This window comes from Metabacillus sp. KH_069, from assembly GCF_057838075.1.
On the sequence record NZ_CM174460.1, the window covers coordinates 3,171,986 to 3,190,595 of the forward strand.

The following is an 18,610-nucleotide window of genomic DNA, read 5'->3' on the forward strand; positions in this document are numbered from 1 at the left end:
ATTCTACACTAACTATCGAAATTATAAAACGGATTTCACTTTCTGGTGAAATGTTTAAAGAAATTCCTCCAGAAAGAAAAGGCTCATAGTGCTGATTCTAGATGGTTTTTACCCATTCTAATGCATATTTCAAAGCTTCTTCAAGTTTTTCAGGATCCTTGCCGCCAGCCTGTGCCATATCCGGACGGCCGCCTCCGCTGCCTCCGCATCTTCCAGCTACCTCTTTAATCAATTTCCCTGAGTGGTAACCTTTTTCGACTAAATCACTTGTAATTCCTGCTGCCAGGCTTACTTTTCCGTCATGAGCTGCTCCAAGGATGACAATGGCTGAACCTAATTTTTGCTTTAATTCATCAACCATTGTTCTCAGGCTGTTCATGTCTTTAGCATTTACTTTGCTTGAAAGCAGTGTAACACCATCAATTTGAACAGCGCTTCCAAGTATGCTTCCAGCTTCTACATTACCCAATTTAGCTGTTAATGATTCATTTTCTCTTTGGAGAGAACGAACTTCACCAAGAAGAGCATCTACACGGCCTGCTGCATCTTTAGGATTTGATTTCAGCTTTGATGAGACGTCAGCAAGAATGGAAAGCTGGTCTTTTATCAGCTGATAAGCTCCTTGACCGGTAACCGCTTCGATTCTTCGTGTACCCGCACCTATTCCTGTTTCGGCAACAATTTTAAACAGCCCGATAGAAGAAGTGTTGTCAACATGGCAGCCTCCGCACAATTCAAGACTGTAATCACCTACTTGAACGACTCTGACAATATCTCCGTATTTTTCGCCGAAAAGAGCCATTGCTCCCATTTCCTTCGCTTCAGCAATTGGTTTTAGCTCAATATTGACGCCGATGCTTTTCCAGATTTGTTCGTTTACCATTTGCTCAATCTGTTCAAGCTCTTCAGGCTGAACTTGCCCAAAATGTGAAAAGTCGAATCGAAGTCTTTCAGATGTTACGAGAGATCCTGCCTGATTGACATGTCCGCCAAGCACATCTTTTAGAGCCTGATGCAAGAGATGTGTGGCAGTATGGTTTTTAATGACTGCACTCCTAGTTGTTTCGTTAACAGCTGCGATTACTTCATCATTTGTTTTCACTGTGCCGCTTATCACGGCAGCAGTGTGCAGATTTTGTCCGTTTGGAGCCTTTTGTACATGCTTTACTTGAAGTTTGACTGCATCATTTTCGATGGTGCCTTCATCTGCAATTTGACCGCCGCTCTCAGCGTAAAATGGCGTTTCATTTAAAATAAGCTGCACTTCATCTCCTGCATTTGCCTCGTCTGTGAGCTCGCCGTCTTTCAGAAGAACGGTCACTGAAGCTTTTGCCGTCAGCTGAGAGTAACCGACGAATGTGCTTTCGGCTGTAATTTCGCCAAGCACTCCGCCCTGCACCTGCATAGAATCAACATCCTGCCTTGCAGCACGTGCACGTTCGCGCTGGCCTTCCATTTCTTTTTTGAAGCCATCATGATCAATTTCCATTTGTTCTTCCTGTGCATACTCTTCTGTCAGTTCAACAGGGAATCCGTATGTATCATACAGACGGAAAACATCTGTTCCAGGAATGATGCTGCTACCTTTTGCTTTTTGCGTTTTCACAACTTCAGCCAAGATGGACAAACCGTCATTTAATGTTTCATGGAAGCGTTCTTCTTCATTTTTTATAACTTTTTGAATAAACTCTGTTTTAGCTTTTACTTCTGGGTAGAAGTCAACCATAATTTCTCCGACAACTGTGACAAGCTCATACATAAATGGCCGGTTAATATTCAGTTTTTTTGCATATCTTACTGCTCTGCGCAAAAGACGGCGAAGTACATATCCGCGTCCTTCGTTTGATGGAAGGGCGCCGTCTCCAACAGCGAATGTCACTGTACGGATATGATCGGCTACAACCTTAAAGGCTTCATCCTTTTCTTGATCAGTTCCGTATTTTTCGCCAGAAATTGTTTCAGTAGATTCAATGATCGGCATAAACAAATCTGTATCGAAGTTGGTCGGAACATCCTGAATAACAGATACCATCCGCTCAAGGCCCATTCCTGTATCAATGTTTTTCTTTGGCAGAGGTGTATATGTACCGTCTGAATTATGATTGAACTCTGAGAATACAAGGTTCCAGACTTCCAGATAGCGCTCATTCTCTCCGCCCGGGTATAACTCAGGATCTTTCGGATCATTTCCATAAACCTCGCCGCGGTCATAGAAAATTTCTGTATTCGGTCCGCTTGGCCCTTCACCGATATCCCAGAAGTTCCCTTCAAGACGGATAATCCGCTCTTCAGGCACACCAATTTTATCTTTCCAGATTAAGAAAGCTTCATCATCTTCAGGGTGAATCGTAACGGACAGTTTTTCCGGATCAAAGCCGATCCAATCTTCACTCGTTAAGAATTCCCATGCCCACTCGATCGCTTCTACTTTAAAATAATCACCGATTGAAAAGTTTCCAAGCATTTCAAAAAATGTATGGTGACGGGCTGTTTTGCCGACATTTTCAATATCATTTGTTCGGATTGATTTTTGTGCATTGCAAATTCTTGGATTTGCCGGAATAACGCGGCCATCGAAGTATTTTTTAAGCGTTGCTACCCCGCTGTTGATCCAAAGCAGGGACGGATCTTCATGAGGAACCAAAGATGCGCTTGGTTCAACTGCATGCCCCTTTTCCTTGAAGAAATCTAAAAACATTTGACGAACTTGTGCTGAAGTTAGTGTTTTCATCTTTTTTCCTCCTCGTATTGCGGCTGTTTTTCTGAAGAATGCTGCGGCATACACCTTCTCTCAGAAAAAAGCCTCTTACAAAATAAAAAACTCCCGTCTCTGTGAAAATCATAGAGATTTTCACAGGGACGAGAGATTGCTCGCGGTACCACCCTGATTATGGACTTACTGTCCATCAGCTTCATTTAACCGTAACGGGGTTAAGACGGCAGGGTTTGCCTGCACTCTGGAATAGCCTTCTGTTTCCCTTCATCCCGGAATTCCTCTCAGCCATGGAAATTCCTCTCTTGTCAGATGGTCTGAAACGTACTCGTTCCTTCATCGTTTTTATAAAATATGCAGTGTATACGCAGAATTATAGTTCATAGGCTGTACCAATGTCAATGCTGTCTTCTCAAATGCACTAGGTGCGTCAGTGTTACTTTTAAGACGGCTAATACAGGAACGGCTAAAATCATTCCGATAATCCCTGCGATTTCTCCTCCTGCAAGCAGGGCAAGCATAATGATGATCGGATGCATATGAAGACTTCTTCCAACGATTAAGGGTCCAAGGATATTCCCCTCGATAAATTGCAGGGAAAAGATAATAATGATCACAATCAGGACGGTATTCATAGACATGGATGCTGCAATGATAACTGCCGGAACCGCGCCAATAATCGGTCCGAAGTACGGTATGACGTTCGTTATCCCTATTAAAATCCCTATGACTAAAGGATATTTAATATCAAAAAACCAAAGCGAGAGAAATGCCAGAAAACCGATGATGAAACAGACAAGCAGCTGCCCCCTTATGTAATTACCCAAAGACTGATCAACATCGCGGATGAAAATGACTGCCTCAGGTCTCCACCGTTTCGGAGTTAAATACCAGGCGGCTTTTTTTATTTGCTCATAATCCTTCAGCATATAAAATACGAGAAAAGGAATGAGAGCTATGATTAAAAGATAATCGAAAACTCTTCCTAAGCTATTTAAGATCTTGTCAATCCAATAAGAAAACCAGGCTTCGATATTTTGAAAAGCTGTTTCAATTCTCGTGTGAACCTCTTCCGGGAACCGGTCAGTATGATCATGAACCGTTGACAGCCATCCCTGATATTTTTGTTCAAATACCGGAAAACTTTCAGAAAGATCCTTAAGCTGTGCAATGATGACCGGGATCCCCTTATATAAGCCATAACCGATTCCGCCAAAGAAAAGAGTGTAGATAATTAAGATCGAGAGTGTGCGCGGAACCCCGGTGGAATGCAGTTTTTCAATGACCGGATGCAGCAAATAGGTAATGAAACCAGCGATTAAAAAAGGAAGAAGGATAGCTTTGATGATAATAAAAAAAGGATCCCAAAGGACTCTAAGCTTCAAAAATAAATAAATGGAAAGCAAACACAATAGAAAAATACCGATTCTCATCAGCCATTTAAAATAACGTTCCTTCAAAGAGCATCCCTCCTCACCTTTAGTTTGGGGAGGAGCGGATGAAATATGCATTGAAATTATAATAGCAGTAGCCGCCAAAGCTCAAGCTCCGAAAGACGGGAAGGAGCTTGCGGAAAATCTGCTGGTTATGGTCATTCAGCGTTTAGACTCACTTTTTCCTTCAGTAAGACATTTTTACTGTCCCATTCGCCTGCTATGAAGCACTTTCTTCTAGACAGAATCTTTTTAACGGTTCTGCAAAACAATTTTTTCTAAAAATGAAAAATCCTCTGCCTTATTAAGCAGAGGAAATGTAATCAAAACTTTTTCATTATTCGTTTTCGCATTTTTTTCATCGAACGTTTGGACATCGGAATGCGTCCTATCAGATCTGAAAGCATTGAGGACATTTTGCGGTTCATGGCGTATTCCCCCTTTATAACTGTCTACATGCTGATTGTTCGATCATCATCTGTGAAAAGATCATCAAGAGAACTTAGAGAACCGTCCTCTTCCACTTGATGGGTAAAGATCTGGCCTTTGGATATGGAAAGCTCGATAAAGCAGCCCCAGCAATAATACTGATTCACGCCAATCTTTCCAATATCCTTACTTTTACAATTCGGGCATTTTAACAATACGGTGCACCTCGCTAATGAATAAAATCCATGACGATTGCATCTTTGCTAATGGTTAAAGACCCTGGAGGATCAATCATTCTTTTTCCCTCCATCATATCTGCAAAGAATCCGTCCGTCAGTTCATATGCTACAATGGTGCCCACTTGTTCAGAAAAGTATACATCAGCAAGAAGTCCAAGCTTCTCGCCTTCCGTAGAATAGACGGCTTTGTACTGGATCCGGCGGTGTGATTGCAGGAAATAAGCTTCTCTAAATTCAGACATCGATTTCAGACTGCTTCTGCCGTTAACCATTATTCCGTCCTTGCCTATCGTACAAATCGTTTCTGCAGGTACTATGCGCCCTTTCCTGAATATGCCTTTTTCATTTATTAACAGCCCGATAAAAGAGCCATTTGCATCAAAACAAACATCAGATACAAAACCGGTGATTAATCCGTCATCTACATCAACTACCGGCATGCCCCTGAGCTCTGTAAATGTCCGCAGGAGAAACTCCCCCTTTCCGAACATTCTTAGATTTTGTTTTCTACCATAAAGTCATACGGGGTAATGCCTTCCATTCCGATCATGGCATCAGCAAGGTCAAAGGGAAGCTCTTCTGTCAGTTCTTCAATATTTTGCTGTTTTTCGGAAAGCTTCATTTTTAAAGAGGTCTGCCGGCTTAAATGATCTCTGTTTTCAATTCCCCGCAGGAGGGCATCTTGTTCCCCGCAAAGGATTAAAAACTGCTTGCTTCTTGTAATAGCCGTATAAATCAAGTTCCGTCTAAGCATTCTGTAATAGCCTTTAACAACAGGCACCACTACAATCGGAAATTCGCTTCCCTGTGATTTGTGAATGGAACAGCAGAAGGCATGCGTGAATTGATTGAAATCAGATTTTGTATACGTGACTTCATTGCCATCAAAGGAGATGACGATCATATCTTCTTTTTCAGTGTTTTCCTTGGCATAAAAAATGGACACAATCTCTCCGATGTCGCCGTTATACACATTGCTCTCAGGCTGATTTACAAGCTGGAGCACTTTGTCGCCGGATCTGTACACCGTATCGCCGAATTTCATTTCCCTTTTATTTTCAGCTTTAGGATTAAACAGCTGCTGCAGCATAATATTAAGCTGATCTATGCCTGCAGGCCCGCGGTACATCGGGGCAAGCACCTGAACATCACGGGCTGTATATCCTTTTTTGATGGCATTCGATATGACTTTCTCTACTACTTCTTTTACCTGTGCACCGCTGCATCGAATGAAGGATCTGTCTTTAGTAGGTGCCGTCAAATTATCAGGCAGCCTTCCTTTTTTTATATCATGTGCAAGTTCAATAATGGATGAACCCTCAGCTTGTCTGTAAATATCGGTCAGTCTCACAACAGGAACTGCCTGAGACTCAAGTAAATCCCGCAGCACTTGACCAGGCCCTACAGAAGGCAGCTGATCTTCATCACCAACCATAATAACTTGAATATGTTCAGGCAGAGCTTTAAACAGCTGATTGGCAATCCAAGTGTCTACCATCGACATTTCATCGACAATCAGCAGTTTTGCACCGATCGGGTTATCTTCCCCATGATCAAATCCTTCAGCACCGTTCCACTTTAGCAGCCGGTGAATCGTTACAGCAGGCAGGCCTGTTGCTTCAGTCATTCTTTTTGCAGCCCGTCCTGTCGGGGCAACTAACGAGATCGGAAAAGGCTCTTCTTTTTTATAGTCTTTTTGCTCGAGGGAGCATCCGTGCAGATCTGCGTAAAGCTCTACGATCCCTTTAATAACGGTCGTTTTGCCAGTACCAGGTCCTCCCGTCAGCAAAAGCATTGGCGACATCAGAGCCGTTTGAATGGCTTCTTTTTGAGTCGGGGCGTACTGCACGTTCATTCTTTCTTCCAGTTTTCCGAGTGAAAGCAAAAATTCTGATTCAGGAAAAATGCTCTCATATTCTGTCTGCAAAAGAACACGCTGGATACTTTTCACAAGTCCCTGTTCAGCAAAAAAGAGTGAGGGCAGATAGGCTCTGTCTTCTTCAATAATAATCCCTTTATCTTTTGCAAGTTTGATCACTTGCTCTGAAATATCGGTTTCAATAATTCCTGAATTCTTCGATGAATTCAGCAATTCCATTGATTTTATAATTAACTGCTCAAGTGATACATATGTATGGCCCTCTTGAAGGCAAAGATGTTCAATTGTATAAAAGCAGGCAGCTTTAATCCGCTCAGGGTGATTTCCGCCGAGTCCCATTTGGCTGCCAAGCTCATCAGCGCGCACGAACCCGATTCCTTCGATATCTTTAACAAGCTGAAAAGGATTCTCCTGAATCATCTGGATGGTTCTTTCTTGATAGGCCTGGTAAATTTTCATGGAAAGCTGAGGACCGAAGCCGAGCTGATTTAAAATAATCATTGCCTGCTCAAGACCCTGATGCTCCTTCAGCTGATCAAGCAGCTGTTTTGCTTTGTCTTTGCCGAGTTTCGGCACTTTATCCAGTACAGAAGGATCTTCCATCATTTTCGAAATGGCGCCTTCTCCGAGAACATCGACTATCGCTTCCGCTGTTTTCCTGCCTATCCCTTTAAACAGGTCACTTGAAAGGTATTGAATGACACCATCGCGCGTTTTGGGAATTTCCTTCCGGTAATGCTCAGCCTGGAATTGCTGTCCGAATTTAGGATGCTGCGTAAGCATCCCAAAGAAGGTATATGTTTCATCTTCATGCAGAAGAGGAAAATAGCCCGTCACGGTTATTTCTTTTTGATCATAATTTTCGCTCGTTTCAAGAACCTCCGTCTTTAAGACGGTATAATGGTTTTGGTCATTCTGATAAATAACCGTGATGATTTTTCCTTTTAAAAACCGTTCCTGCTCTTGAAACAGGTCCGCCTTTTGCTGCACAAGATCTCCTCCCCCTGATTGCCTGATTCTTACAGTGTTTGCATCAGCTGCTTCAAATTAGCCGCCATCTCATGGTCCGGCTGAATGCTCAAAGCTTGATCGAGCATTTCCATGGCCTTTTTTGCATCCTCTTTAAAAGCGTAGCCTACACCCAAATTATAGTATGCATCCGCATGACCCGGATCCTTTTCCACTACAATCTGAAATTGACGAATCGCTTCATCAAGTGATTCCTGCTGAGCTAAACATAATCCATATTGAAAGCGCGCTTCCGTGTCCTCTTCATTTAATTCCACTGCTCTTTGTAAATATGGTAGGGCAGGCAGCGGCTGATTCATTTGGACATTGCTCATTCCAAGCATGAAAAAGACATCTGAATGATCCATCCCTTTTTGAATCGCTTTTAAAAACATTTTTTGCGCTGATTGAAACTGCTCGCTATTGTAATACACATTTCCGGCACCATAGTAGGCCGTAGTCGTCTTTGCATCAAGTTCTATCGCTTTTTCAAAAAAGGTAATCGCTTTTTCAAATTCTCCTACTGCTGCCAATAAATTTCCGAAATTCACATAGCAAACAGCATCCTTTGGATTTTCTTCAATAGCCTCCGAAAAATATCCTGCCGCTTTTTCAAAATCGCCCTTTTGCATGGCTTCTATTCCTAAAATACTTTTATCGCTCATGATCAACAGCACTCCCGGTAACAAATTTTTAAAGAAAAAACCTCAACCGACGTTGAGGTTTTAACAAAGGTTGCATCTTTAACCAACATACCAGATTTTATCATTCTTTTTAAATACTTCATCAATGGTCCCGCCGCCAAGACATTCGTCATTACTGTAAAAAACAACAGCCTGTCCAGGTGTAATGGCCCTGATCGGTTTATCAAATATCACTTGTGCAGTTGTTTTATCGATCATTTTCACTGTGACAGCATGATCTTCCTGACGATATCTGAATTTTGCCGTGCAGACAACTTCTCCTTCAGGGAGTTTGTCTGAAACCCAGCTGATATTTGTAGCTGTAATCGAATCCGAATAGAGCAGATCATTGTCAAAGCCCTGATCCACGTATAAGACATTCTTTTCAAGATCCTTCCCTACAACAAACCATGGATCTCCGCTGCCGCCGATGCCAAGGCCATGGCGCTGTCCAATCGTGTAATACATCAGACCGTCATGCTTGCCTTTTACTTCTCCTGAGAGAGTCTGCATTAAACCTGGCTGTGCTGGAAGGTAGCCGCTTAAAAACTCTTTAAAGTTGCGCTCACCGATAAAACAGATGCCCGTACTGTCTTTTTTTGCAGCTGTCGCAAGATTTGCTTCTTTTGCAAGCTCGCGCACTTTTGATTTAGGTATATTTCCGATTGGGAACATAACTTTAGATAATTGCTCTTGAGTCAGCTGATTGAGGAAATAAGTTTGATCTTTATTTTCATCAGCGCCTCTGAGCATTTTGTATTCCCCGTCGCGGTACTCAACTTGCGCATAGTGCCCCGTTGCAAGATAATCTGCTCCGAGAGAAATCGCATGCTCTAAAAATGCTTTGAACTTTATTTCTTTATTGCACATTACATCGGGATTCGGGGTTCTCCCTGCTTTATACTCATCTAAAAAATAAGTGAACACTTTGTCCCAATATTGTTTTTCAAAGTTTACTGCATAGTATGGGATTCCGATTTGATTGCAGACCTGAATGACATCATCATAGTCTTCAGTAGCTGTACAGACTCCGAACTCATCTGTATCGTCCCAGTTTTTCATAAAGATGCCGATCACATCGTAGCCCTGCTGTTTTAAAAGAAGTGCCGCAACGGAAGAATCAACCCCTCCTGACATTCCAACAACAACACGTGTGTCTTTAGGTGCTTTTTGCATCTTTTTCACCTCCAAGTGTCAATCATTCTAAGCTGTTAATCTTTTTACAATCCGAGCTGTCTCCAAAGCGGCCTTCTCAACTTGCTCCACCGTATTTCCAAGACCAAAACTAAAGCGGATGGAAGCTTTTGTCCGTTCAGCCCCCTGCCCGTACATGGCAGTCAGGACATGCGAAGGCTCAATGGAACCTGCTGTGCATGCTGATCCGCTTGAAACGGCAATTCCTGCAATGTCCATGTTCACAAGCATCGACTCCACATTTGTCCCTGGAAAATAAAGATTCAAAACATGCGGCAGACTGCTGTCTATCGCTCCATTTATTTCAAAAGAAACATCTTCCGCCTTTAAAATATCAATTATTTTATCTTTAAACTCTTTGTAAAGTACAGTTTTTTGCTCTCTGGTTTCAAGTGCAAGCTGAACTGCGGATTTAAATCCTGCAATGCCGGGTACATTTTCCGTTCCTGCACGCCGTTTCAATTCTTGCTCTCCGCCGTGAGAGTGCTGTTTAAGCGAGATTCCTTCTTTAACATAAAGTAAACCGGTCCCTTTTGGTCCATTAATCTTGTGGCCAGAAGCAGAGAGCATATCTATATAGCTCTCTTTCACATTCAAATCAAGGATTCCGAAAGCCTGTACAGCATCTGTATGGAAAAGAGCCTGATGATCCTTCAGAATCCTGCCGATCTCATCAATCGGCTGAATCGATCCAGTTTCATTGTTCCCATACATGATCGTAACCAATATGGTTTCAGGCGTCAGTTCCCGTTTAAGATCATCAATTGAAACAATGCCATTTTGATCAACAGGCAAATAGGTAACATCAAACCCCTGTTTCTCCAGATGCTTGCATGTATTTAAGACCGCATGATGTTCAATCTGTGTTGTAATGATGTGTCTGCCTTTATGCTGATTTGCAAGAGCAGAACCGATTATCGCTAAATTATCAGCTTCCGTTCCGCCGCCCGTAAAAATAATTTCCTTCGGTTTTGCATGCAGACTCCGCGAAATTACCGCTCTCGCCTCATCCAGCAGTCTTCTGCTTTCTCTTCCAAATGAATGGATGCTTGAGGGATTGCCGAATACATCCTGCATGTGAGGAAGCATCGCGTTAATTACTTCCGGATGCATTGGGGATGTGGCAGCATGGTCCAAATAAATCCGCTCCATTTTACTCCCTCCTTTTTAAATATAAAACATATAAGATTCCTGCTCGCCATCTGAGTAGTTTGCTAAATCTTCAAGAGTTGTATTATCAAGCACATCTTTTACTGCATCGCGTATGCGAATCCACAGGTGACGCTTTGCAGGCTCTTCATCTTCAAGCACTTCTACAGGGCTGATCGGCCCTTCAAGAACTCTGATAATATCCCCTGCAGTAATGGCATCAGGTTCATTTCCGAGAACGTATCCTCCGTATGCTCCTCGTATGCTTTTGACTAAACCGGCATTGCGGAGCGGTGCGATCAATTGCTCTAAATAGTGTTCAGATAAATCATGCGTCTGGGCGATGCTTTTTAAAGAGGTTGGCCCTTCCCCGTGTTTTTTTGCAAGCTCTATCATAATTGTAAGACCATAGCGGCCTTTAGTTGAAATTTTCATATATACACCCCTATAATTCTAGCTAACTTGGTGAACATCCGGTTCTTTTCTGATTGTTTTTTCCAGCAGGGCATTCGTTGTTTTCCGGCATTGCGGAAGGGTAAATCCGATGACATACCCAATGGACAGTGTGCAGACGATTGTTCCAATGAAAACCGGTCCGCCTAAAATCCAGCCGAAAAAAAGAACAATGACTTCAATTCCTCCGCGAATCCTTGATACCTTTATGCCGGTTTTTTCTACCAAAGCAAGCATTAATGTATCGCGAGGTCCTGCACCGCAGCCTGCAGAAATATACAAGCCGATTCCATAACCCATCACCATAATACCAAGCAAAAGCATCAGTGCTTTCCCGGCATACCCTGACGGAGTCTGCATAAACGGCAATGATAAGTATAAATCTATAAATAGACCTACAGTCAGCATATTGACAAAGGCACCTGCCTGAGGCACCTTTCTTGTAAAAATGGAAGACAATAGTAGAATGGCTCCTCCTACAATAATTGCCCAAGATCCAATCGTTAAACCAAGCTGGTAATATAATCCTATATGAAGCACATCCCATGGAGATGTGCCAAGTTCAGCTTTTATCGTAAGGACAATGCCGAAAGACATGATGAGCAGGCCCAAGAAATAAATGCCCCATCTCATACTGAGCTCCTGATTCTTTTTACTGCGCAAAGCATTCATCCTTCTTCACTTCGCCTCTCATCGTTTAAAAATCTGAAACAATCTATTTTTTGCTGTTAAAATTTGTTTTTTCCTTAAATGAACCTATGCCATTATAGCATATTATCCTTCAACAGAGCATTCAAATTAACTCGCCGGCTTCCTATTAAAGATATAAATCAATTCATATGACTAAGAGGAAAAGTCATGATAAGCTTAGTAAAATAAGATCAGTGCTTCGTCTTGGGAGTGATAACATGAAACCTCTGGCATTTCGAATGAGACCAGAAAACATTGATGAAATCATCGGGCAGGAACATTTAGTCGGCAAAGGAAAAATGATTGAGCGGATGGTAAAAGCAAAACACTTGAGCTCGATGATTTTGTACGGCCCTCCCGGAATAGGAAAAACATCCATAGCAACAGCGATTGCAGGAAGCACAAACACCGCTTTCCGTAAGCTGAATGCCGTTGTGAATAATAAAAAAGATATGGAAATCGTCGCAGAAGAAGCGAAAATGTCCGGAAAGGTCATTTTAATTCTTGATGAGGTCCACCGTCTGGATAAAGCAAAACAGGATTTTCTCCTTCCTTATTTAGAAGATGGAAAAATCATTTTAATTGGAGCGACTACAAGCAACCCTTATCATGCCATCAATCCGGCCATCAGAAGCAGATGCCAGATTTTCGAATTAAAGCCTTTAGAAGCCGCTGATATAAAAACAGCACTTGAACGGGCTTTAAAGGATGAAAAGAAAGGACTTGGCAACTATCGTGCCATTATTTCAGAGGAAGCCCTGATGCACTTTGCCTCAAGCTGTGCAGGTGACGTCCGGTCTGCTCTCAATGCTCTGGAGCTTGCGGTCATCTCTTCAGATCCAGATGAAAATGGCGAAATTCACGTAACACTTGAAACAGCAGAAGAGTGTCTTCAAAAAAAGAGCTTTGTCCATGATAAAGATGGAGATGCCCACTATGACGTCCTTTCCGCATTTCAAAAATCGATTCGCGGATCCGACGTAAATGCAGCTCTGCATTATCTCGGCAGACTGATAGAAGCTGGAGATCTTATCAGCATCAACCGCAGGCTGCTGGTCATTGCATATGAAGACATTGGACTTGCAAGCCCTCAAGCTGGTGCCAGAACATTGGCAGCCATTGAAGCAACAGAAAGACTTGGACTTCCTGAAGCTCGAATCCCGCTTGCAAATGCAGTCATAGAGCTTTGTCTCTCCCCCAAATCCAACAGCGCATACCGTGCACTGGATGCAGCCATTGCAGATATCCGCGCCGGGAAAAGCGGTGAAATTCCGGCTCACCTGAAGGATGCACATTACAAGGGAGCAGAAAAGCTTGGCAGAGGCATTGACTATCAATATCCCCATGACTTCGAAAATGGCTGGGTCAAACAGCAATATCTGCCGAATTCACTAAAAAAGAAAAAGTATTATGCCCCTAAACAAACAGGAAAATTCGAACTTTCCCTTTCACAGATTTATGAAAAGCTGATGAAACAGCAATAACGAAAAGCGGAACCGACTGTTTAGCTCCGACAGACAGATAAGGATCCGGCTGAAAAGGCGCTTTTTGCCTTTACAGACGGAGCCGTTTTGGCCGAGGAGTTAGGAGGTGGAGCTAGACAAGACGAAAAGTGGAATCACCCGGTTAGCGCAGGCAGACAGATAAGGCTCCGCCAGTAAAGGCGCTTTTTGCCTTTACAGACGGAGCCGTTCTGGCCGAGGAGTTAGGAGGTGGAGCTAGACAAGACGAAAAGTGGAAACACCCGGTTAGCGCAGGCAGACAGATAAGAATACAAAAGTAGACAATAAAAAAAGCGGCATGATTTCAAATCATGCCGCTTTTTTTATCATTTAGTCATTTACACGTGCAATTTTAATATCTTTTAAAAGCTCCATGATAACATGTCCGCCCATGATCAAACCTGCTACAGACGGTACCCACGCATTAGAAGATGGCGGCATTTTCGCTTTGCGGATCGGCGCTGCGTCATTTCCTACCTTCAGACGTACATCTTCGCGAATGACAATCGGGCTTTCATCAGAGAAAACAACCTGAATGCCTTTTCGGATTCCTTCTTTACGAAGGCGGGTTCTGACCACTTTTGCAATTGGATCTGTATGGGTCTTGGAAATATCGGCAATTTGAAATCTTGTCGGATCCGTTTTATTTGCCGCGCCCATACTTGAAATAATCGGAATGCCTCTATTTAAACATTCTTTCATTAAGTGAATTTTATATGAAATCGTATCAGAAGCATCAATGACATAATCAAGGCCATAGCTGAAAAACTCTTCATATGTTTCTTCTGTGTAAAACATCTTCAGTGCAATAACATCGCACTCTGGATTAATTTCTTTAATGCGGTCTCTCATCAAATCAGCTTTTGGCTGACCGACAGTTGAGACGAGCGCATGAATTTGGCGGTTTACATTTGTAATATCTACATCATCTTTATCTACAAGCAAAATTCGTCCTACTCCGGAACGTGCAAGCGCTTCTGCAGAGAAAGACCCTACGCCGCCAATTCCAAGAACTGCAACTGTGCTGTTTTTTAAAATTTCAATTCCTTCTTTGCCTATCGCAAGTTCATTGCGGGAAAATTGATTCAGCAAAACTCTCAACTCCATTTATTTAATCCATGACTGTATTTTTCCTGAAAATGAATATATCATACTTTCTGTGAAAAACAAGAGCTAATTCTGCACATTCACTACGCTTGCTTACCCTGAATCCATGATTTTCGGACTTTCAGGTACTTAAAAAAGTGCCGTTCGAAAATTCACTTTCAAACAAAATAAAAACCTGCATAAGCAGAAAGCTTATGCAGGCTGAATTCTCGTTCGTTAAGAAGTCCCAATTGTGCCGTCGCTGCTATCTTGGTTTTGAACCCGCTCACAGCAGGTGGGTGTCCTGTTTCATGTATGATAAGTCCTCTGATCGAATGATGAGGCATTTACATAACGCTGAAAACGTGAACTCCCGGATCAAGTAATGTTGGATCAAAACTAAGTGTACGACGTACACATCAGGACTTCTTTTTATCTTGTAAAAAGATTACCACAACAAGGTGCGGTTTTCAAGTAAATCGTTCTGGGCATTATTCACTCTTTTTCAGTTTTAATGCAAGGTTAAGATCTGTTAATTGCTCTGTGCTTACTTCACTTGGAGCATGTGTCAGAAGGTCGCTTGCACTTGCCGTTTTAGGGAATGCAATCGTATCGCGCAAGTTCGTTCTTCCGGCTAAAAGCATAACCAAACGGTCAAGTCCAAGGGCAATTCCGCCATGAGGAGGGGTGCCATATTCGAACGCTTCTAAAAGGAAGCCAAATTGTTCAACTGCTTCTTCTTCAGAGAAACCAAGCAGTTTAAACATTTTTTGCTGAATGTCTTTTTCAAATATACGGATTGATCCCCCGCCAAGCTCATATCCATTTAAAACAAGGTCATAAGCCTGAGCTTTCATGCCTGCCGGATTCGTCTCAAACAGCTCAAGATCTTCGCGTGCCGGCATTGTAAATGGATGATGCGCAGCAAAGTATCGTCCCGCTTCTTCGTCATATTCAACTAGAGGCCAGTCAACTACCCAAAGGAAATTGAATTTGCTTTCGTCGATTAATCCCAGCTCTTTTCCCAGTTTTAGACGCAAAGCACCAAGTGCATCTGCAACGACTTGCTTTTTATCTGCAACAAAAAGCAATAAGTCTCCTGTCTCTGCTTCAGTCACTGTTTTCAAGCTTTCCTGTTCTTCAGCAGGGAAGAATTTAGAAATAGGGCCTTTCAGCTCCTGCTCCTCCACTTTGAGCCACGCAAGGCCCTTTGCACCATATTGAGAAACGAACTCCGTTAAGGCATCAATATCTTTTCTTGAATAAGAAGCAGCTGCTCCTTTAACATTAATCACTTTTACTTCTCCGCCGTTTTGCACGGCACCGCTGAACACTTTAAAGCCGCTGTCTTTCACAAGTTCAGAAACATTGACGAGTTCTAGTCCGAATCGTGTATCAGGCTTATCAGATCCATAACGGCCCATTGCTTCGTCAAACGTCATGCGCGGAAGAGGAAGGGTTAAATCCACGCCTTTTGTTTCTTTCATGATGCGCGTCATCATCTCTTCCATCAGGGTCATGATTTCATCCTGGCTCATAAATGACATTTCAATATCCACTTGTGTAAACTCCGGCTGACGGTCAGCACGGAGATCTTCATCTCTAAAGCAGCGTGCAATTTGGTAGTAACGGTCAAATCCAGAAACCATCAGCAGCTGTTTGAAAATTTGCGGAGATTGAGGAAGAGCATAGAATTCGCCTTCATGCACACGGCTCGGCACTAAATAATCACGTGCTCCCTCTGGAGTGCTTTTCGTTAAAATCGGCGTTTCTACATCTAAAAATCCTTTTTCATCCAGGAAATTCCTGATGGATTTTGAAACGTTGTGGCGCATTTTGAATGTATCAAGCAAAGCTGGTCTTCTTAAGTCCAGGTAACGGTACTTTAAGCGGACATCTTCGGATACTTCTTCAGACTTATCTTCAATCAGGAAAGGCGGATTTTTTGCAGCATTGATGATTGTGACATGTTCAACCTTCACTTCAATTTTCCCAGTCGAAAGATTAGGATTTACTGTTCCCTCTGTACGTCCGACAACTGTGCCTTCAATATCCAATACATATTCACTGCGGATTTTTTCTGCGATTTTCAGGGCATCTTCAGAAACTTCAGGATTGATCACGATTTGAACAATTCCAGTTCTGTCTCTTAAATCGATGAAAATGAGCCCGCCAAGGTCACGGCGTTTTTGCACCCACCCTTTTAATACTACCTTTTCTCCGATTGCTGCTTCTGTTACTTCACCGCAATAATATGTTCGTCCAAACATGTTTATCTCTCTCCTTTTGGCTATGCTTTTATATAGGCTGTAAGCTCATCTATTGATACTTCTACTTGTGTGCCTGTTTCCATGTTTTTCACGGAAATGATGTTCCGTTCAAGCTCATCTTCGCCTAATACAGCAACAAATTTAGCTTTATAGCGATCAGCTGCTTTAAATTGAGCTTTCATTTTTTTATCCTCGTAATCTTTTTCTGCAGTTAATCCCGCTTTTCTGAGTTCATATACGAGAGATACAGAACGGTCTTTCGCTTTATCGCCAAGAGCTACAACGAAACAATCAATCGACTGTTCGATTGGAAGCTCTACGTTTTCTGCATCAAGAGCAGCAAGAAATCTTTCAATACTGAGTGCAAATCCGATTCCCGGTGTTTCAGGCCCTCCGAAATCTTTTACAAGACCGTTATATCTCCCGCCTCCGCAAAGAGTTGTGATCGCACCGAATCCTTCCGCATCGCTCATGATCTCAAATGCCGTGTGGTTGTAGTAATCCAGACCGCGCACCAAATTCGGGTCAACTGTAAACTCAATATTTAAATCCGTTAAATATTGCTGGACTTTATTGAAATAAGCTCTTGATTCTTCATTTAAATAATCCATAATCGAAGGGGCCGTTGCCATAAGCTCATGATTCCGGTCTACCTTGCAATCAAGAATTCGAAGGGGGTTTTGCTGCAATCGTTTCTGGCAATCGGAGCAAAACTCACCAATTCTTGGTTCAAAATGAGCAATTAAAGCTTCACGGTGAGCTTTTCTGCTGTCTGCATCTCCAAGACTGTTGATAATCAGCTTCAGCTTCTTTAATCCAACAGTGCGGTAAAGCTCCATTGCAAGAGAAATGACTTCTGCATCCATTGCAGGGCTGTTGCTTCCTAGCGCCTCAACCCCAAACTGAACGAATTGGCGGAAGCGTCCTGTCTGCGGGCGTTCATAGCGGAACATTGGTCCTATATAGTAAAGTTTTGTCGGCTGAGACGGCTGTGCGTATAATTTCTTTTCAACAAATGCACGGACAGTTGAAGCCGTTCCTTCCGGGCGAAGGGTCATGCTTCTTCCTTTCCGGTCCTGGAATGTATACATTTCCTTTTGAACAATATCCGTTGATTCACCTACTCCTCTTTGAAATATCTCAGTGTGTTCAAAGATTGGCGTCCGGATTTCTTTATATTGATAGTATCTGCAAATTTCACGCGCTGTGTTTTCGATATATTGCCAGCGTTCAACATCTCCAGGAAGGATATCCTGAGTGCCTCTCGGAATTTGAAATGACATGTTTTACTCCTCCAATTTTCATAAACCTTCAAAAATTTTGAAAACAAAAAACTCCCGCCCCTACATAAAAATGTAGGGACGAGAGTTAGATCCCGTGGTGCCACCCTAGTTGAAGCAATAAATGCTCCCACTCAGACAGTTAACGCCTGTCACGTCCACCTCCTATTAAATGCACGCAGCATCGTTCAGAGAGAAACCTAAGGAGTGTTCTCTTCATCAAGTCATCATGCGAAAAGCTTTCAGCCACGGCTTTTCCTCTCTTATCATGTGTCATCTTGACTACTCTTCTCCATCAATGGTTCAAAATTATGTAGTTCTTGCTAAGATTTATATACTATCATACGAATGTTTCAGGCTTTGTGTCAAGAGCGATTTAATTGTTTTTTTAATTTCTTCACTTCTCTCAAACTTAAACCATATTCGCTTGCAAGCTCATACAAATTAGAATTCTGTTCTTTTTCAGCAAATTCATGAAAATTAACTCCAAATACATCATTATTGTTATAATGAGTTGTCTCGCCTTTATCACTGTGCCTCATGATCATTGCTCCTTTTTAACTGTCTATCCCATAGCATTGCCTTTTTCCCGAAAAAATATA

At 42.4% G+C, this 18,610-nt stretch carries 15 protein-coding genes, 1 other RNA gene and 1 other annotated feature; of the genes, 1 reads left to right on the forward strand and 15 read right to left on the reverse strand.

What is annotated here, in order from left to right:
* Positions 1–97: 97 nt before the first annotated feature.
* From alaS to AC3ISE_RS16115, 10 genes are all read right to left on the reverse strand, one after another.
* On the reverse strand, positions 98–2,731 hold the full coding sequence (gene alaS, locus AC3ISE_RS16070; RefSeq protein ID WP_489221747.1) for an alanine--tRNA ligase: 2,634 nt from the start codon (positions 2,729–2,731) through the stop codon (positions 98–100).
* Between the two features lie 380 nt (positions 2,732–3,111).
* A complete protein-coding gene (locus AC3ISE_RS16075) occupies positions 3,112–4,173 on the reverse strand; it encodes an AI-2E family transporter (protein WP_489221748.1) in 1,062 nt (353 codons plus the stop codon).
* 425 nt (positions 4,174–4,598) lie between these two features.
* Entirely contained in the window at positions 4,599–4,790 is a 192-nt protein-coding gene (locus tag AC3ISE_RS16080) for a hypothetical protein (protein WP_070879785.1), read from the reverse strand.
* A 14-nt stretch (positions 4,791–4,804) separates the two neighbouring features.
* Entirely contained in the window at positions 4,805–5,305 is a 501-nt protein-coding gene (locus tag AC3ISE_RS16085) for a PRC-barrel domain-containing protein (RefSeq protein WP_489221749.1), read from the reverse strand.
* Positions 5,306–5,307: 2 nt separating this feature from the next.
* On the reverse strand, positions 5,308–7,683 hold the full coding sequence (gene recD2, locus AC3ISE_RS16090) for an SF1B family DNA helicase RecD2 (protein WP_489221750.1): 2,376 nt from the start codon (positions 7,681–7,683) through the stop codon (positions 5,308–5,310).
* Positions 7,684–7,712: 29 nt separating this feature from the next.
* Entirely contained in the window at positions 7,713–8,366 is a 654-nt protein-coding gene (locus AC3ISE_RS16095; RefSeq protein ID WP_489221751.1) for a tetratricopeptide repeat protein, read from the reverse strand.
* A gap of 78 nt (positions 8,367–8,444) precedes the next feature.
* Entirely contained in the window at positions 8,445–9,560 is a 1,116-nt protein-coding gene (gene mnmA, locus AC3ISE_RS16100; protein WP_489221752.1) for a tRNA 2-thiouridine(34) synthase MnmA, read from the reverse strand.
* Between the two features lie 27 nt (positions 9,561–9,587).
* A complete protein-coding gene (locus AC3ISE_RS16105) occupies positions 9,588–10,730 on the reverse strand; it encodes a cysteine desulfurase family protein (RefSeq protein WP_489221753.1) in 1,143 nt (380 codons plus the stop codon).
* Positions 10,731–10,745: 15 nt separating this feature from the next.
* The gene (cymR, locus tag AC3ISE_RS16110) at positions 10,746–11,162 is read right to left on the reverse strand and encodes a cysteine metabolism transcriptional regulator CymR (RefSeq protein ID WP_070879780.1); all 417 of its coding nucleotides are present in this window, start codon (positions 11,160–11,162) and stop codon (positions 10,746–10,748) included.
* 18 nt (positions 11,163–11,180) lie between these two features.
* The gene (locus AC3ISE_RS16115; protein ID WP_489221754.1) at positions 11,181–11,852 is read right to left on the reverse strand and encodes a YczE/YyaS/YitT family protein; all 672 of its coding nucleotides are present in this window, start codon (positions 11,850–11,852) and stop codon (positions 11,181–11,183) included.
* A 236-nt stretch (positions 11,853–12,088) separates the two neighbouring features.
* Here AC3ISE_RS16115 and AC3ISE_RS16120 point away from each other — a divergent pair, with 236 nt between their 5' ends.
* Entirely contained in the window at positions 12,089–13,354 is a 1,266-nt protein-coding gene (locus AC3ISE_RS16120) for a replication-associated recombination protein A (protein WP_489221755.1), read from the forward strand.
* A gap of 348 nt (positions 13,355–13,702) precedes the next feature.
* Here the strand turns inward: AC3ISE_RS16120 and AC3ISE_RS16125 are convergent, their stop codons facing one another.
* The 5 genes from AC3ISE_RS16125 to AC3ISE_RS16145 form a co-directional block, all read right to left on the reverse strand.
* The gene (locus AC3ISE_RS16125) at positions 13,703–14,464 is read right to left on the reverse strand and encodes a tRNA threonylcarbamoyladenosine dehydratase (RefSeq protein ID WP_070879777.1); all 762 of its coding nucleotides are present in this window, start codon (positions 14,462–14,464) and stop codon (positions 13,703–13,705) included.
* Positions 14,465–14,698: 234 nt separating this feature from the next.
* Positions 14,699–14,887, reverse strand: a non-coding RNA gene (ssrS, locus tag AC3ISE_RS16130) — 6S RNA.
* 62 nt (positions 14,888–14,949) lie between these two features.
* On the reverse strand, positions 14,950–16,728 hold the full coding sequence (gene aspS / locus AC3ISE_RS16135) for an aspartate--tRNA ligase (RefSeq protein ID WP_489221756.1): 1,779 nt from the start codon (positions 16,726–16,728) through the stop codon (positions 14,950–14,952).
* A gap of 20 nt (positions 16,729–16,748) precedes the next feature.
* Positions 16,749–18,011, reverse strand: coding sequence for a histidine--tRNA ligase (gene hisS / locus AC3ISE_RS16140; RefSeq protein ID WP_489221757.1), 1,263 nt, complete (start codon positions 18,009–18,011; stop codon positions 16,749–16,751).
* Positions 18,012–18,082: 71 nt separating this feature from the next.
* Positions 18,083–18,316 (reverse strand) — a binding site (T-box leader).
* 57 nt (positions 18,317–18,373) lie between these two features.
* Entirely contained in the window at positions 18,374–18,550 is a 177-nt protein-coding gene (locus AC3ISE_RS16145; RefSeq protein ID WP_165970847.1) for a hypothetical protein, read from the reverse strand.
* Positions 18,551–18,610 lie beyond the last annotated feature (60 nt).

Bases quoted from the DNA above. Each gene is read 5' to 3' on its own strand.
- alaS (WP_489221747.1), bottom strand. From the start codon at position 2,731: ATGAAAACACTAACTTCAGCACAAGTTCGTCAAATGTTTTTAGATTTC.
- AC3ISE_RS16115 (WP_489221754.1), bottom strand. From the start codon at position 11,852: ATGAATGCTTTGCGCAGTAAAAAGAATCAGGAGCTCAGTATGAGATGG.
- hisS (WP_489221757.1), bottom strand. From the start codon at position 18,011: ATGTCATTTCAAATTCCGAGAGGCACTCAGGATATCCTTCCTGGAGAT.
- AC3ISE_RS16085 (WP_489221749.1), bottom strand. From the start codon at position 5,305: ATGTTCGGAAAGGGGGAGTTTCTCCTGCGGACATTTACAGAGCTCAGG.
- aspS (WP_489221756.1), bottom strand. From the start codon at position 16,728: ATGTTTGGACGAACATATTATTGCGGTGAAGTAACAGAAGCAGCAATC.
- AC3ISE_RS16105 (WP_489221753.1), bottom strand. From the start codon at position 10,730: ATGGAGCGGATTTATTTGGACCATGCTGCCACATCCCCAATGCATCCG.
- mnmA (WP_489221752.1), bottom strand. From the start codon at position 9,560: ATGCAAAAAGCACCTAAAGACACACGTGTTGTTGTTGGAATGTCAGGA.
- cymR (WP_070879780.1), bottom strand. From the start codon at position 11,162: ATGAAAATTTCAACTAAAGGCCGCTATGGTCTTACAATTATGATAGAG.
- AC3ISE_RS16145 (WP_165970847.1), bottom strand. From the start codon at position 18,550: ATGAGGCACAGTGATAAAGGCGAGACAACTCATTATAACAATAATGAT.
- AC3ISE_RS16095 (WP_489221751.1), bottom strand. From the start codon at position 8,366: ATGAGCGATAAAAGTATTTTAGGAATAGAAGCCATGCAAAAGGGCGAT.
- AC3ISE_RS16120 (WP_489221755.1), top strand. From the start codon at position 12,089: ATGAAACCTCTGGCATTTCGAATGAGACCAGAAAACATTGATGAAATC.